This is a genomic window from Streptomyces sp. NPDC002004, from assembly GCF_053593975.1.
In genome coordinates this window covers 1-14,066 of record NZ_JBSFDP010000038.1, presented here as the reverse complement: position 1 = coordinate 14,066, position 14,066 = coordinate 1, and the positions used below count along the sequence as shown (strand labels likewise).

The window sequence follows — 14,066 nt, the reverse complement described above, 5'->3', positions numbered from 1 at the left end:
CTGGTCCGGCGCCGTCGGCAACCGCGCTGTTGGTGGCGTCGGCATCTCGTCGGACGGCGAAATCCGCCCCCTCGAACAGCTGGCGGCGCAGCAGCGCGCTCTTGGGCATGGACGGCGTCCAGGCCGACACCACTCTGACGACCCCGAGGCGGGGGCCGCCGCTGTTCATGGAGGTCGACAACCGCACGAGGACCCGGCCCGGCTCGCGCCGGGAGGAACAGGATCGGACGACCTCGCGTACGAGCAAGTCGGCACAGCAGGTCGGAGCCGAGGGAGTCGGCACTTGCTTAAATGCGGGGCCTGATCGCGCCGCTGCAGCGCAAGAACGGCTGGACGCTGGCGGAGGAGGCCGGCCATGCAGGCCCGGACCGTATCCACCGGATGCTGAACCGGATCGAGTGGGATGCCGATGAGGTGCTCGACGACGTGCGTCAGTACGTGGTCGACAACCTCGGCGACCGGGACGCCGTCCTGGACGACACCGGCTTCCTGAAGAGGGGGATGCGCTCGGCCGGGGTTCAGCGGCAGCACTCCGGCACGGCAGGCCGGACGGGGAACAGCCAGGTGGGCATGTTCCTCGGATATGCGACTGCTCGCGGGAGAACGCTGATCGACCGGCGGTTGTATCTGCCGACGTCGTGGACGGACGACCGTGAGCAGTGCCGCCGGGCCGGCATCGGCGACGAGGTCGTCTTCGAGACGAAGGTCGCCATGGCGAAGACGATGGTCCGCCACGCGCGCCGCGTGGCGGACCATGCCCACCAGCACACCGAACCTTGGCGGGATCCATGCGCCGCACCGCCGCCATCATCACCGTCGCCCTCTCCGCCGGTCTGTTCCTCGCAGGTTGCACCACCAGCGGGGATACCAAGACCGACGCCAAGCCTTCCGCAAGCAAGGCCGGCCCGACACAGCCCGCCTACACCGCCGACGACTGCCGCGCCCTGCTCGAAGGGGACTGCAAGGACAGCAACCCTCGCAACCGGGCCGGCGACCCGGAATGCGATCACCTGACCCGGGACGAGTACACGGCCGCAGTGAAGGACGTCCTCTCCGGACACGTGGACGACATCATGGACAACGCGGCGAAGGAGACCGTGTGGGACGAGGCATGGAAGCAGATGAGCTCCGAGCAGCGGGCTTCAACCTGCGACCTGATGCGCACCGAGAGCGCCGACGCGGTGGGGCAGGCGATCGCGGATGAGGCGGCCAAGCCGTCGGGCGACGAGACGAAGATGGCGCAGTACTTCCTCGACGAGAAGTGCTGACAGCTGGATTCGAGTCGGCAAGATACGGCGGCCGCGTCGGGTGGGCGGGGCCTCCGCCGTGTAGTCACCCTCCCTGCGAGCAGGCGCGGGAGTGCTCCCAGTGCCTGCGGATCTCCTCACTCTCCTTGTCGTCGCCGTCCGGTGCGCCGCATGTGCACTGCCCCATTCGGGGGTCGATCAGGTTAGCGGCCTCGCGATGCCCTGCCTCCCGCAGTTGGACGGCGAGTTGGTGGGCGTAGTTCTCGACGAGGAGCGCAGCTGCCATGCCGGTGTGGCCTGGGCCGTCGCGGCGCAGTTCTTGGATGAGTTTGCTGCGGGCCATCATGTGGTCGGCTCCTCGTCCGGGCGCTCCGGGCCCACGTCGTAGAAGCCCTCCAGTTGCACGTTCAGCTCGGCGAGGTCCGGGTGCGACGCCAGCTCTCGCGCTTCCGCCTCAGTCAGGAGGTCAGCGAAGCGACGCATGGACCGCGTCGCCATAGCCAACTCGGCCGCCATGTCCAACTCGGCGGCACGCTTGCGGTGCAGACCCGCCAGGATGCGGAGCTGGCGTGCCCTGAGCTCGTACGGGTCGATGCTCGCGCTCATGCGCTCTACTCCTCGATTGGCGGGAGGCATTGCGACATTGTCGCAGCCGAACACCATGCCCAGAGAACTGTCGCTCGCGGCGGAGATCGCGGATATGGTCGTCGATGGCCCGACGGCGGTCGGTAATCCACTGTTCGTCGTCGGGCAGGTGCGCACCATCGCCCAGGCTCCCCATGCTCAAAGCATCGCAGTCTCCGGCATGCCCACGGCCTCAGGATGGTCTGCCGGTCCCGACGACCAACTGCACGCGGAGCTACATCCCGGCACGCATTGGTTGGCGGCCCTGTGCTGTCGGGCGGTATCGAACCCTCTCAGGCGGAGGCGCATGTCGTGCAGTGGCCATCGCCGTCGGGGTGGGCGCGCCGGGGTGTCGGTCCGGGGCAGGTGCGGCACAGCGGCCAGCCGAGGCAGGCCGGGCAGAGGTCTTCGCCCAGGGCGGTTCCGGGAGCACCGCAGCCGGCGCACTCGACGAGCGCGCGGTAGGTCAAAGCCTCAGTCACGGTGCGGGCCGCGGTCGCGGTGGACGACCGTATGGTCGCCGGCCATGCAGGTGCCTCGTCCTGCGGAGGCGCTCCGGGGCGATGGCCGACGAGGGTGGCGGGTGGCGGGTAGGTGCGCGCTGCTCGCAGGCGGGCGGCGATGGTCGCCCCGACCGAGGTTCGCCCCAGCTTCGGCAGGGGCCGGCCGGTGATGATGCGGCGCAGCTGCTCGGGGCTCCAGCCAGCCTCCATCATCACGGTGACCACGCGACCCTGGTCGGTCAGTACCTTCCCGGTCAGCAGTAGTTCCGGGCGGCGCGCCCCGATCTCGAGCAGCAGTTGGATCCCCGGATGAAGGTCGTCCGCCAGCAGGGCGGTGGTCAAGGACGCGGGTGCGTCCGGCTGCTCCGTCCCTCGAAGCGTCCGCGCAGCATCGCTGCGGCCGCACGGAGGGAGGGGCCTGGTCCGGGCCGCGTCCTGGCCAGCGCCAACCGCCACGACTCCCCACTGCTCGGCCCGACCCTGGACCGTCTCAACGACCTGGGCCCGCTGCCCGACGACGACCGTGCACCTGGACGCCGGCTTCGACTCGGACACCACCCGCACCTTGCTCAACGAACGCGGCCTCTGCGGCCGCATCGCGCACAAAGGCGAGAAGGCGCCCATCCAGGCCAGTCAGCGTTGGCACGTCGAATGCATCCATGCCTGGCAGAACGCCTTCCACCGGCTCGCCCGCTGCTACGAGCGGCGCGCCGCCGTCGTCGACGCATTCTTCGACCTCGCCGACACGATCATCACCGTGCGCAGTCAAATCCACGGGCATGGGCGACTCACCGCTGGGACGAACGCCCGATCCGCCGCCCATGACCACACGCCTATCCGTGCGACCTCTTAGGGATCGGCGACGAATCTGGCGCGGCTCTCTGAGAGCGGACGACAAAGACCGGAGCCCCCTGATCGTTGCAGGCTTCTCCCGGCCGCTCACCACCACGGTGAGCTGCACAGGGCGCTTCCTGCAACAGCAAGCGCACCCCAAAAGAAAAGAGTCTGCTCATGATTAGAAAACTCCTGCGGCCTGCCCTGGCCGCCGCGGCAGCCGCGGCCGCAGCGCTGGGCGGCCTGGCCGTCGCGCCGCCCGCCCTGGCGGATCAACCAGCCCCCGAACACTGCGTACTGGCACTCGATACGGGCCGCCAGACCTGCTACGACGGGTTCACAGCCGCGTTCGCCGCGGCATCGGGTGGCCGGATCACCGACGCCCCGGACAACCTGGAGGCGGCCTCCGGGGGCTCGGGGCTGCAGGAACTCCGTGCGGAAACGATACGACTGATGGCGGGCTCCGGCGCGAGCGGCGACGTCATCATCGGCACGGTCTTCGAAGACAAGGACTACGGCGGCGCCTCCCTGACCATCACAGGTTCCTCGCCGTGCCGGAACAACAATCGCGTGGACCACTGGGTGAACACCCTCCCAGAGGGCTGGAACGACACGATCACCTCGGTGCAGCCATGGGCGAACTGCTGGATCGAGCTCTATTCCGACGAGTACCTCAGCGGTGACCGCGACGGCCCGTTCAAGAGCAACACGCCGGACATCGGCTCGTATATGAACGACCGCACCAGCTCCATCAGCTTCCGGTGATCGAGTCCGAATCACACCTGAGTGCCCGGATCGGCCCCGGTCAACCCAAGAGGAGAACAGGCTTTATGCGTACGTCAATTCGCACCGCCATCCTCGCGACGGCTCTCGCCTCCATGTGCGGCATCGTGCTCGTGCCTTCCGCGCAGGCCGCAGACACCCCCTCCCCGCGTGAGCTGCTGGAGCAATGCGACGACGGCAGTGATTACTGCGGCTTCCACCCTGACGGCCCGCCGAAGGAAGTCCCGGGCGAAAGTCACCAGGTCGGAACGAGCGTCTTCAACTGCACTAACGATCCGCAGATGATGAACGTCAGCTGGTCGGACACCGACACCGAGAGCAACAGCGTCGGTGTCTCCATGAGCGTCGAAGGCGGCTTCGCCGACGTCTTCAAGGCCTCTCTCCAGGTGTCGTATTCGCACACCTGGTCACAGGCGCACACGGAGCAGCAGACCACCGCCATCAGCGTGCCTGCGGGCAGGGTCGGTTGGATCACCCGCCAGCCGACCATGCTGGAGACCTCGGGCCAGTTCGAGCTCCACTTCGGACACCGGTTCTACGACCACTACTACTGGTACCTGCCCTTCACGGAAACCGAGCCCAAGGGGGACGCCGGCAGCGTGACCCAGCGCACCCGGCCGATGACCCCTGACGAGGCCAAGGCGCACTGCGAGAGCTAAAAGCTGAGGCTGGGCCGGGCCGCACGCGGAAGCGTGAAGCCCGGCCCAGCCCCTGTGTCGCGGCCGTAGACTCGCCCGCGAATTATGGCTGCCCCGTGCATCCGCACGACCGCATGGGAGGAGAGGACGAGCCTTCCGGGTGCCTCCGCGCCGGACCGGATCAAAACGTCCAAGGGGTGCCATTGAACGGGGCCGGCACGCGTACCAGTCCCTGAAGCAGATGCTCGCCCTGTTCGGGCGCTTCGAAGCCGCCCTCCTCACCGCACCGCCCGATCCCGACATCCAGGTGCCGCCCTCGATCTTGCTGAGAGGGCCAGGCCCGCGTACAAGGGCGCCTTTTGTGATGGCCTGTCGGAATCTGCCCCGAGGACACCGCGTTGCTCGATGCACTGCCTGCCCTCGGCGAGGCAGGCGTCGCTGCGATCGCTCTGAAGACACGCGGTTCGCGTACTGGACAGCTGATTGAAGCCGCCACCGCGGCAGGAATCGCTGTGGTCGAGTGAGGAACGGCGCGCCGGGCTTCTGCTCGGCGGACGCGGTCGGCGACCTCGCTCTGGCCAACACTGTGGCGGCAATGATGGGCGGTGCGATCACGATCGAGGATCCGCGGCAACGGATCCTCGCCCACTCCAACCTGCCCGGCCAGCCGATCGACGACGTGCGCGGCGAAGCCAGACCTGCTCGGCTCAATCTGGGCAGTGGGATCCTCCGATGAGACGCTCAGTCCCGAAGCGGAACGAGCCGTTACCGAGGCCGCCACGAGTGCCGCGCTTCACCTGCGCAGGGTCCACCGTGCCGCAGACCTGGAACGCCGCGCCGACAGCGAACTGTTGCGCTCCCTGCAGGCCGGTGAGCCCGTTTCCCCGACAGCCGGGCTGGGCGTCGAGCGCGGCAGGATGACCGTGCTCGCCTTCGAACGGCCCTCCTTGCCCGGGATCTCAGCCGAAGTCGACATCACCGGGCTTCAAGTCGCCGCTCTGGCAGCAGTCTGTGCCTCGTCCAGCCCGACCAGTTCGGCGGTCAGCGTCTGCCAGAGCAGCGGGTAGCCGACCTCCGGGAACAGGTCCACCGCTAGTAGGGAGTGGACCCCGGCCCGTGCGGGCAGGTCGCGCAGTCGGCGCTGTACGGTCAAGGTCTCTTCCAGCACCGCGTCGACGAGATCGAACGGCACGACCCAGGTCAGCTCCCCCCAGATGGCCGGGAGCGAACCGGCTCCGGCCGCGATGAACTCGCGGAAGGCAGTCGCCAGGTCAGGCGGCGGGGCGCAATGACGTGCAGGCAACGGAGCTTCATAACGGCAGACGGTCTTGGCGGACTACTTCCTCCAACGGGGCTCCGTTGCTCATGTTCCGCCTCTGCGCCGAACCCCCCATCAACTCGCCTGGCACCAGCACGAATGCGTTAACTACCCGGGCCTTGGGTCAAGGCCCTACTGCGACAGGAAGATCGTCAGGGAAAGCACCACGCGCAGGCCCTCCTCTGCCTCGCGAGCCGACGAGCCGACGTGCTCTTCGTGCTCTTCGCGATGCTCCGCGGCGGCACCTTTACGGCCCCCAACCCGCCCCTATGGGTTGACGAAACCCATTAGGGCCCCAGGGGCCGGTGCAGCACGCGTCACGTCGCCGGCTACGGACCGGTACAGCCGCACCTGGGAAACGTGCAGAAACGGTGCCACCTGCCCGTTCAGAGCCTCTCAGGTGAGCGGCATTCGGCTCTCCGACAACGACAGGCCAAGGCGACCTTTGGGCTAAGCTTGGCGCACTGTTGTGCGAGAGGGAACAGGTCCATGACTGAGCCGTTCTTGACAGTCACTTACACAGGTGAACCCGACATCTTATTCGAGTTCGCCCAAGAGGGCGATTCCCGTTTATTCGGCAGGGACGACACCTCATGTGACATAGTGATCTGGTCAGCGCTCAATGGCCGCGAGCTCTCCCGGGTCGCCGGAAGAATCTGGCGGATGGAGGGCGAGTTGTGGTTGCGAAACCTGTCCACGACTCACGAGCTCCACCTGCGGATACCTCATATGCCGCCGGAACAGCCGCTGCGTCGCCGCCGTGACGAGCAGGCACGCGGAGACGCCCGCAGCATTCCCAGGCCTGCGTGCACCGTACTGGGTCCGGACGGTTGCGAACTTCAGGTACGCCAGGTGAACCAGCCCGCACCCGAGATGCTCACTTACGGCCTGGACAATCCCACCCTCTCCAGGGTCCCCGAAGTCCCCCGTCATCTGCGGCGCATAGCCGCAGCTCTGTGCGAGCCGCTCGTTGCCGGCGGGTATTTGCCGGCTTCATACCGCGAGGTGATGTCACGCATCGGTGAACCGAGCCTCAAAAAGGTACGCATGCTGGTCGGCGAGCTGTGCACGCACTACACCGACGCCTGCCCCGAGTTGAAGGACCGTCTGCTGCTGCGACTGGTTCGGGAACAGGAACAACTTGGCGCACCTGCGGATCCGCAGTTGCGCCGCGGACTGTGGACGTTCGGACAGGCCCGGGCTCGAACCACCGAAGATCGGGGCGCGGAGGAGGGCAACCGGCGGCGGGCACTTGCTCTGCCTGACTACTACGAGGTCGCGCAGATACTCGTCTCACACTTCCGGATCACGGCCGCCGATGTGGAACGGCTCTCCGCGGAGGAGTTCGGGGATGACTGAGCGTGCCATACCAGGGCAGGACCGTCATGTGCCGCTGGGGCCCGCCAATTTCGTGAGTCTGGGCGTTTTGGGCAGGGGCACTTCCTCGGTCGTCCACCGGGCGAGAAGCACCACATTCGACGATGTCGTCGCGCTCAAGGTCTGGCAGCGGTCGCTCACCGAGGACGAGCACGTCAGATTTCGGCAAGAATGCTCCCTGCACCGTCGACTGTCAGGCCATCCGAACATCGTTCGCTTTCTGTGGGCCGATGCACCGGCTGATGGTTCGGCGTGGATCGCAACAGAATTGTGCGACGAGTCGCTCGACGATCGATTACACCGCAGCCCTCCCCTGTCGGGCGAGGACGCGTTCGAACTCGCCGAGGACGTGCTGTCGGGCCTGGCCGAGATCCACCGGCAGGGTCACATCCACCGCGACGTCAAGCCCGGCAACATTCTCCTGCGGCAAGGAAGGGCCGTCCTGTGCGACATGGGAATTGCCAAACCTGTCGACCGGCACACGCTCAACGCGCCGGCGGGATCACCGGGCTACCTCGCCCCGGAATTGGGCCGGGGTCGGCAACCCGACACCCGAAGTGACGTCTACTCAGCGGCGGTCACTCTCTACGGGGTCTTCGGCGAGAATCCACCGGATGGCGTCGAACGTCTGCTGACGCGTGCCACGTCCAGCGAACCTGCGGACCGGCCCCCGGACGCCAGTGTCTTCCTGGATCGCCTCCAGGCAGCGCGCGCCAAGTACGCCGCCTCCGCCGCGGCGGACACCGCCCCTCGGCCCGCAGAGCACGGCGACCGCAGGGCGAAACAGACCGAGGTCGCCCCATACGCCACCGCGCCACTCACCAAGCCATGGGAGCGCCGCCCAGGCGACAGCTCCGCCTCACGTTCGGGCCGTCGCGCACTCATGATGCTCGCGTTGATCGCGGCCGCGGCCGGATCCACGGCCTTTCTGGAATCCAGGCTGGGCAACCAGAACGCCAGCGGGGAAGTCAGCAGCAAGTCCCCGACGATTCAGGCCAGTTCGGCCGCACACTCCGGCTCCCCGGTTCCATCGACGACAAGAACGGCCACCACACCGGCTTCGGCAGCGACCGCCACGGTCACGTCTCAACTACAAAGTCTCTATGCGAGCAAGTGCATGACCGTCCTCGGTCCGTCTTCCGACAACGGGACGGGGGTCCAGCTATGGGATTGCATCAACGTCCCCGAAGAACGATGGGTGTTGACCGGCGATGGGCACATCAAGGGATTCGCCGACAAGTGTCTCGAGGTGCGCGGCCCGCGCGCGGAAGACGGCTCCCCGGTGCAGCTCTGGTCCTGCGCGGACACTCCGGCCCAGCAATGGAGTCTCACGTCCAACAGCAGACTCGTCGGGTACAAGGGCATGTGCCTGGACGTGAGAGGTCCTGCGACGGAGAACGGAACACCGATCCAGATGCGGACGTGCAGCGGAGTTCCTCAGCAGGCATGGCGCTTCTTCTGATGCCGGGCTCGGCACAGGTGCCGCAGTTGCAGCCAGAGCACGAGGCGTTCGTCGGCGTCGGAGAGATTCACGCCGAACAGTTCGGTGATCCGACGCAGGCGATAACGGAGGGTGTTCTGGTGCACATGGAGCCGGTCCGCGGCGACGGCGATGTCACCGAACGCCTCGAGGTACGTCAGCAGGGACTTGGCGTACTCTGCCTGCTTCTCCGAGTCGTGGCGCAGAATCGCGGCCACCGAGCCCAGCCGCAGCCGCGGGTCGTGGACGGCTGTGTCGCCGAGCTCCAGCAGGATCGCCTGGCAGCGTACGTCCTCGATGGACGCGATCCGGCGGTCGTGATGCCCGGTTGCGAGCACGGTCAGCACCCGGTCGGCATCCTGACGTGAGCGCGGTACCTCCGTGAGGTGGGCTACGACCGAGCCGATGCCCGCGCGCAACCGGATGCGCAAGGACGCCTCCGCCCGGTCCAGGACGGTCCTGGCCAGCGCGACCGCTCCGTGCGTCTCGGGCAGCTCGTCCGGCAGCGGAAGCAGGGCGTAGACGACGTGGCCCTCCACCACACAGGAGGAGCGGCGTGCCATCGTCTCGGCGCAGGCGGCAACCAGGTCGGCCGCCTGAAGGCCGACGACATCCGCGGGTGTCTCCGGCGAGGACGGCAGCCGGAAGGCGAGTACGGTCATGCGGCCGCGCTCGATGCCGAGCCTGGCCGTCGGCGAGGAGTCGAGCTCACCGGCCATCAGGGTGCGCAGGAGTTCACCGCGTGCCTGGCGTTCCCGGTGCCTGGCACGGCGCAGCCTGAGTAGCTGCAGTGCCGCACTCTGGGCGGCCTCGCACAGAACTCGCTTTGTCTCGGGACTGAACCGTGAACCCGCGGACTGGAGCACCCAGATGGAACCGAGCAAATCCCTTCCCGCCCGCACGGCCACCGCGAGGCGGGGCAGGGGGAAGAGGTCGTCGATCCGAATCACGCCCTGGGTGACCTGGACTCGTCGCCACGCCTGCAGAAAATCATCGGAAGCCTGGCGCCTGAGGATGGCTTCGCGGCGCAGGTCGTCAATCGGCTGGCCGGGGAGATTGGAGTAGGCGAGCACCCGCATCTGCGGGTCCTCGATCGTGACGGCACCGCCCACCCTCGCCGCCACGGCATCGGCCAGCGCCGCGAGGTTCCCGACCGCGTCCGCCGGGGAGGAGCCGGGTGTGCCATGCCGGACCTCGCCCATGGCGGCGCCCAGCAGCGCGTCGACATGCCGCCAGGGGATCTCCTCGGCGATGTCCACCACGGCGACTCCCGCCGCTGTGGCGGTCTCGACCAGCGGCTCGGCCCGTGAACCACGTGTTTTCAGCGCGATCGCCGCAACACCCGCGTCGGCGAGAGCGGGCAGTGCGTCGAGCAGTGCAGTGTCGGCGGGAGAGATTCCGACCGCGGTCAAAAGAGCGCCCCGGTGCAGGGGCCCGGCTTGCTCCGTTAGATCCAGGACCGCGTGTGCGGTCACCTGGACGTCGGTCTGCGGCTCAGGGGTGAGGGGTCTGGCTTCGTAGGGCCCGAACAGAGCGAGAATGCCCTTCAGGGACAACTGAGCGTACTGCCCCGCCATCTGACACCTCTTCTCTTCCGACGCACCGCACGTGAGCGGAGTCCCGCCCCTGCTGGGATTCCGGATCGAAGAGGATGCTGCGTCCGGCAGGGGCGGGAGTTCACATGTGGCAGGTGGCTGCCAGAACGATGAACACGGCGGATCCGGCCACAACCGTGAAGACGAACGCGCCCCCAGGCCCAGCCGCCCAAAATGCGTCCCCACCGCTGCACTGTCCCATTCAGCGGCGCAGGCACTGCGACCGCCGGCCTTCGGCGCTGTTCTCGTCCGGGGCCCTCTAACGGGCTGTACTGCTCCCAGGTGTATTTCGATTCGATCGTCATGGAAACCGTCCCGAGGCCTGAAGGATCTTTTCCTTCGGTCGCCATCCCCTCGATCGCCATCATTGAGCGGTTTCCGTCATCGAGCCACGGCAGGGCTGTCCTGGCCGCCGCCGCGGACATTGTGAGTCGGGGGTGTGGTGGCTGGGTTGGGTGTCATCGGGGGTGGTGGGTTGTCGGCCTGGTACGACGCGGCTCCTAGTAGTGCTTGGTCAGGGGTCACCTCCGCTCGCGCGGAGAGCAGCACTGGCTCCGGGGCACGCCGTCGGTGATCAGCGGTTCACCTCCGCTCGAGCGGAGGTGAACCGGCAAGATGACCCAGGCGACCGTCTGGGAGAGACTGGCCGCCAGCTTGTGCAGACGCACTCCCAGGGGGCGGGAGTAGCGCTGTTCGTCGATCAGGTCGGTGACCCGGGCCAGGTGCGCGTCGTAGAGGGGTGCGATGTGCTGGCGCTGCTCGGTGGCCAGCGCGTTGAGGCGGCTGCCGGTCTCTTCCAGCAGGGCCACTACGTCCTCGCCCACCAGGGCACCGGGTGGGGACTGTCCGTCGGCGAAGCTGGCGGGTTCGCTTTCGGCCCAGCTGCCGGCCAGGACAACGAGCGCAGATCCGGGGATGGCGCTGAGGAGGGTTCGGCGGTCCATGGTGTGCAGGGCCTCTCGCAGAGCGGGCACGATGTTGGCGTGGCCGAGGGGCACGACACCACGGTCAACGGGCGGGAGCCAGCCCGGCCAGGCGGCAGGGTCGACGTCACCAGCTGGAACGCCAAGGACCTCCGCGATGTATGACTGGGAGACGGCGTTGGGCCTTACCCCGTTGACCTCCCACTTGCGTACCCGGGGCCTATCCGCGCCGGATCGCAGTCCGCGCCGCCGGGCGGCGGCATGCAGGGCGTCGGCGAACTGGCCCCGGTTGAGCCCGAGAGCTGCCCGGGCTGCGACCAGTGGGGGGGGTGTGCGTCCATCCTCGTCCACGACGAAATCCAATCAGGCAGGCACAGCCTGAGCGTACTGCCGAAGCGAGGGGGACTCCGCCGGGACTCCGCTCAAACCCTGTGGCAGCTCGCTTTGTTGGCCGACACTCGATCACCCCAGCGAATTCTCAAGCGCTGTAGCGGTTCACTCCGGCTCTGTCTTCACGGTGCAACGGTGCGCACCCGTCGGCCTCTCTCGACGTCGATCAGGTGCCTCGCGAAAGGACTTCCTCAGTGATCAAGCAACCCATGACAGTGGAAGGAGCGGGCGGCGCTGCCGTCCGCTATGCGGCTCTCGGCTTCCAGACCCGTGGGGACCTTGGGGGCAGCACTTCCTGCGGACGCTGGACTCGGCTCACGCCTTGCTGGAGCGGGCAGGGATCCCGGCGGGCGCGCACGTTCTTGAAGTCGGAGCCGGACTGGGCACGCTCTCGTCCGCGATCGCGACCGCCGGACATCGTATCTGGGCCGTGGAGAAGGACGAGCGTCTGCGGAGCCAACTGACGGACCAGCTCGCCCCGTTCGGCTCCCGTGCCCGCATCACCTTCGGCGACGTGCGCCACTTGAACTTGGCGGCTGGCCTGGACCTCGGCAGTGCACTGGTGTCGATCATGCCATTTGATCCTGAGCTGTCCACCGAGCTGATCCGGCAAGGGCGGTGCAGCGGATCCGTTGGGGCTCAAGCCCCGGGACCCGCTGGGGTCCTGCGCCGTGGTTCCGGTGCACAACGCGCCAGAGCGCCCTGAGCAGCGTACAGTCGAAAGCATAAGCCTATAGGCGGGACTGGGGAGCTCCAGCCTGTCGCCGTTCGATGTCAGAATCGCGCCGTCCGCCGCTGACCATCAGAGCGTGCCTCGGTGGCGTTTGGCGGACGGAATTCGATTTCCTGAGACGCCAGTTAAGCCGCGAACGGGGAAACCGATGCGAAGAATCCTTGCGTCAATTTGCGCGGGGGCGGCGCTTTGTCTACCCACGGCCGCGTTTCCGGCGGTGACCGCGAACGCCAATGCTAGTGCAGCTCCCACACATCGCAGCACCGCCACCCCCCTGCCGCCGTCGCCCATCCATCGCTTCGTGCAGACGGATCGCTGGAACGACTGCGGGTGGTTTAAGATCCAGCCTGGTTACAAAATGCGGATCCAAATGGCGAACGGCTCGACGGTGCATGAGCCTCACATTTGGGTCACCCTCTATTCATCGACTGGACGAAAGCTGATCGGACTGAGCAAAACAATGGTCGGCTCCTGGGTGGATTTCGACACCACCGGAGCAAGTTTCGCCCATATCTGGGTGTGGGCGCCTGCGTATGGCTGGTTCTACGCCACAGTCAGCCAGTGACGGGAGCACGGAGAGGCGTGTGCTTTCATTTAGCCGGTGAGCGACGACCGTCGTAGCCGCTCCGCCCCGGCCCCGGCCAACGCAGTCGCCCCGGCTGCGGGGCGGCCAACGCCTCGACCAGCTCCTGACGCGCGATCGCTCGCCGGTCCCGCGATCTCCGCGCTTCCCAACGCCCCGACCAATCGTGCGGCCGCTCCGCACCCGCACATTGCGCAGGCCCGTCCGGAGGCAGGGTCCGGCACGGACGCGGGGCGCGGCGGGGCCCGGCCAGCGAGGTGAAGCGACGGATAGTGCCGCTGCCCGCCTCCGTCAGCCGAGGGGACCAACTCGACAACGCGCGGGCCTATGGCGCTCAGCACCCGGAGCGCAGCCGCGTCCTCGCCGACGAGCAGCTGACCGACCCCGGCGAACTCGTCCAGGCCTGCGCAGCCCTGTCAGCCGTCCCCCGCGAGGACAGGGCGCCCGTCCCGGCCGAAAGCCGCAGCCGAGCGCGTCGCTGATCTCGTCCTCCAGGCGGGGCGACCGTCGCAGGTAGGCCCGCGTCAGTCGTGGTTACCGTACATACCGCGGATCTCCGCCTCACGCTCGCCCCGGTAGGTGACATGCCAATGCTGGTGCTTCGACTCCTGGTGCAGGCCCAGATTCGTCGTCACCGAGCACGACCCGTACTCCTTCTCCACATCGACGGCCACCTCCCGCACCACCGCGACAACTTCGTGCAGCAGGCCCTCGTCGCAGTTGCCCGGGTCGGTCAGCAAGGGGACGTGCTCCTTGGGGATCACCACGATGTGCACTGGGTACGAAGGGTTGGTGCGGTGGAAGGCCAGAACCCGTTCGGTCTCCTTCACCCTCTCGATGGGAACCGCGCCGGCCAGCGCCTGGTGGCAGTAGAAGTCGGAGACGGCCGCGGTACCGGTCACAGGTGCACACCTTCGCTGGGCAGCAATGTCGGAAGGGCGCCTGCCCGGCGGCCACCGCGGGCCGGGGCCGCCCCCCCCCCCCCGCCCACCCCACCCCCAGCCCAAATAAAAAAAATCAGAAAAGCGGGCGGGAGGG

The 14,066-nt window shown here is 67.6% G+C and carries 16 protein-coding genes and 2 pseudogenes; 11 read left to right on the top strand and 7 right to left on the bottom strand.

Annotated features, from left to right (window positions below; genetic code table 11):
- Positions 1-222 precede the first annotated feature (222 nt).
- Positions 223-783 (top strand): annotated as a pseudogene (locus tag ACWCP6_RS32380) (IS701 family transposase); the annotation flags it as partial.
- Between the two features lie 5 nt (positions 784-788).
- Positions 789-1,268 (top strand): hypothetical protein, encoded by a 480-nt coding sequence (locus tag ACWCP6_RS32375; RefSeq protein ID WP_450936179.1) that lies wholly within the window; start codon positions 789-791, stop codon positions 1,266-1,268.
- A gap of 64 nt (positions 1,269-1,332) precedes the next feature.
- Here the strand turns inward: ACWCP6_RS32375 and ACWCP6_RS32370 are convergent, their stop codons facing one another.
- From ACWCP6_RS32370 to ACWCP6_RS32360, 3 genes are all read right to left on the bottom strand, one after another.
- On the bottom strand, positions 1,333-1,593 hold the full coding sequence (locus ACWCP6_RS32370) for a hypothetical protein (RefSeq protein WP_450936178.1): 261 nt from the start codon (positions 1,591-1,593) through the stop codon (positions 1,333-1,335).
- Positions 1,590-1,853, bottom strand: coding sequence for a hypothetical protein (locus ACWCP6_RS32365; protein WP_450936177.1), 264 nt, complete (start codon positions 1,851-1,853; stop codon positions 1,590-1,592). Before ACWCP6_RS32365 ends, ACWCP6_RS32370 begins: the two co-directional genes overlap by 4 nt.
- A 311-nt stretch (positions 1,854-2,164) precedes the next feature.
- Positions 2,165-2,716: a hypothetical protein gene (locus ACWCP6_RS32360; RefSeq protein ID WP_450936176.1), complete on the bottom strand. Its 552-nt coding sequence runs from the start codon at positions 2,714-2,716 to the stop codon at positions 2,165-2,167.
- Positions 2,717-2,794: 78 nt separating this feature from the next.
- Between ACWCP6_RS32360 and ACWCP6_RS32355 the strand changes: the two are divergent.
- The 4 genes and pseudogenes from ACWCP6_RS32355 to ACWCP6_RS32340 all read left to right on the top strand — a co-directional run.
- Positions 2,795-3,199, top strand: a pseudogene (locus tag ACWCP6_RS32355) (transposase); the annotation flags it as partial.
- A 186-nt stretch (positions 3,200-3,385) separates the two neighbouring features.
- Positions 3,386-3,973: a hypothetical protein gene (locus tag ACWCP6_RS32350; protein ID WP_450936175.1), complete on the top strand. Its 588-nt coding sequence runs from the start codon at positions 3,386-3,388 to the stop codon at positions 3,971-3,973.
- A gap of 65 nt (positions 3,974-4,038) precedes the next feature.
- Positions 4,039-4,650, top strand: coding sequence for a hypothetical protein (locus ACWCP6_RS32345; protein ID WP_450936174.1), 612 nt, complete (start codon positions 4,039-4,041; stop codon positions 4,648-4,650).
- A gap of 499 nt (positions 4,651-5,149) precedes the next feature.
- Positions 5,150-5,365 carry a hypothetical protein gene (locus ACWCP6_RS32340; RefSeq protein ID WP_450936173.1) on the top strand — a complete coding sequence of 72 codons (216 nt, stop codon included), beginning with the start codon at positions 5,150-5,152 and terminating at the stop codon, positions 5,363-5,365.
- A gap of 249 nt (positions 5,366-5,614) precedes the next feature.
- Here ACWCP6_RS32340 and ACWCP6_RS32335 read toward each other — a convergent pair whose 3' ends face one another.
- The gene (locus tag ACWCP6_RS32335) at positions 5,615-5,932 is read right to left on the bottom strand and encodes a transposase domain-containing protein (protein ID WP_450936172.1); all 318 of its coding nucleotides are present in this window, start codon (positions 5,930-5,932) and stop codon (positions 5,615-5,617) included.
- A 504-nt stretch (positions 5,933-6,436) separates the two neighbouring features.
- Here ACWCP6_RS32335 and ACWCP6_RS32330 point away from each other — a divergent pair.
- Complete coding sequence (locus ACWCP6_RS32330) at positions 6,437-7,306, top strand: hypothetical protein (protein WP_450936171.1); 870 nt, start codon at positions 6,437-6,439, stop codon at positions 7,304-7,306.
- Entirely contained in the window at positions 7,299-8,786 is a 1,488-nt protein-coding gene (locus ACWCP6_RS32325; protein WP_450936170.1) for a serine/threonine protein kinase, read from the top strand. The genes ACWCP6_RS32330 and ACWCP6_RS32325 overlap by 8 nt, the downstream gene beginning before the upstream one ends.
- Here ACWCP6_RS32325 and ACWCP6_RS32320 read toward each other — a convergent pair.
- The gene (locus ACWCP6_RS32320) at positions 8,762-10,381 is read right to left on the bottom strand and encodes a PucR family transcriptional regulator (RefSeq protein WP_450936169.1); all 1,620 of its coding nucleotides are present in this window, start codon (positions 10,379-10,381) and stop codon (positions 8,762-8,764) included. The two genes, ACWCP6_RS32325 and ACWCP6_RS32320, sit on opposite strands and share 25 nt — an antisense overlap.
- Before the next feature lie 539 nt (positions 10,382-10,920).
- Positions 10,921-11,397 carry a hypothetical protein gene (locus tag ACWCP6_RS32315; RefSeq protein ID WP_450936168.1) on the bottom strand — a complete coding sequence of 159 codons (477 nt, stop codon included), beginning with the start codon at positions 11,395-11,397 and terminating at the stop codon, positions 10,921-10,923.
- A 442-nt stretch (positions 11,398-11,839) separates the two neighbouring features.
- Here ACWCP6_RS32315 and ACWCP6_RS32310 point away from each other — a divergent pair, with 442 nt between their 5' ends.
- The 3 genes from ACWCP6_RS32310 to ACWCP6_RS32300 all read left to right on the top strand — a co-directional run bounded on the left by ACWCP6_RS32310 (position 11,840) and on the right by ACWCP6_RS32300 (position 13,510).
- The gene (locus ACWCP6_RS32310; protein WP_450936167.1) at positions 11,840-12,418 is read left to right on the top strand and encodes an rRNA adenine N-6-methyltransferase family protein; all 579 of its coding nucleotides are present in this window, start codon (positions 11,840-11,842) and stop codon (positions 12,416-12,418) included.
- Positions 12,419-12,662: 244 nt separating this feature from the next.
- On the top strand, positions 12,663-13,010 hold the full coding sequence (locus ACWCP6_RS32305) for a hypothetical protein (protein ID WP_450936166.1): 348 nt from the start codon (positions 12,663-12,665) through the stop codon (positions 13,008-13,010).
- 275 nt (positions 13,011-13,285) lie between these two features.
- Positions 13,286-13,510 (top strand): hypothetical protein, encoded by a 225-nt coding sequence (locus tag ACWCP6_RS32300; RefSeq protein WP_450936165.1) that lies wholly within the window; start codon positions 13,286-13,288, stop codon positions 13,508-13,510.
- Between the two features lie 42 nt (positions 13,511-13,552).
- Here the strand turns inward: ACWCP6_RS32300 and ACWCP6_RS32295 are convergent, their stop codons facing one another.
- Positions 13,553-13,930 carry an HIT domain-containing protein gene (locus tag ACWCP6_RS32295; RefSeq protein WP_450936164.1) on the bottom strand — a complete coding sequence of 126 codons (378 nt, stop codon included), beginning with the start codon at positions 13,928-13,930 and terminating at the stop codon, positions 13,553-13,555.
- Positions 13,931-14,066: the final 136 nt, after the last annotated feature.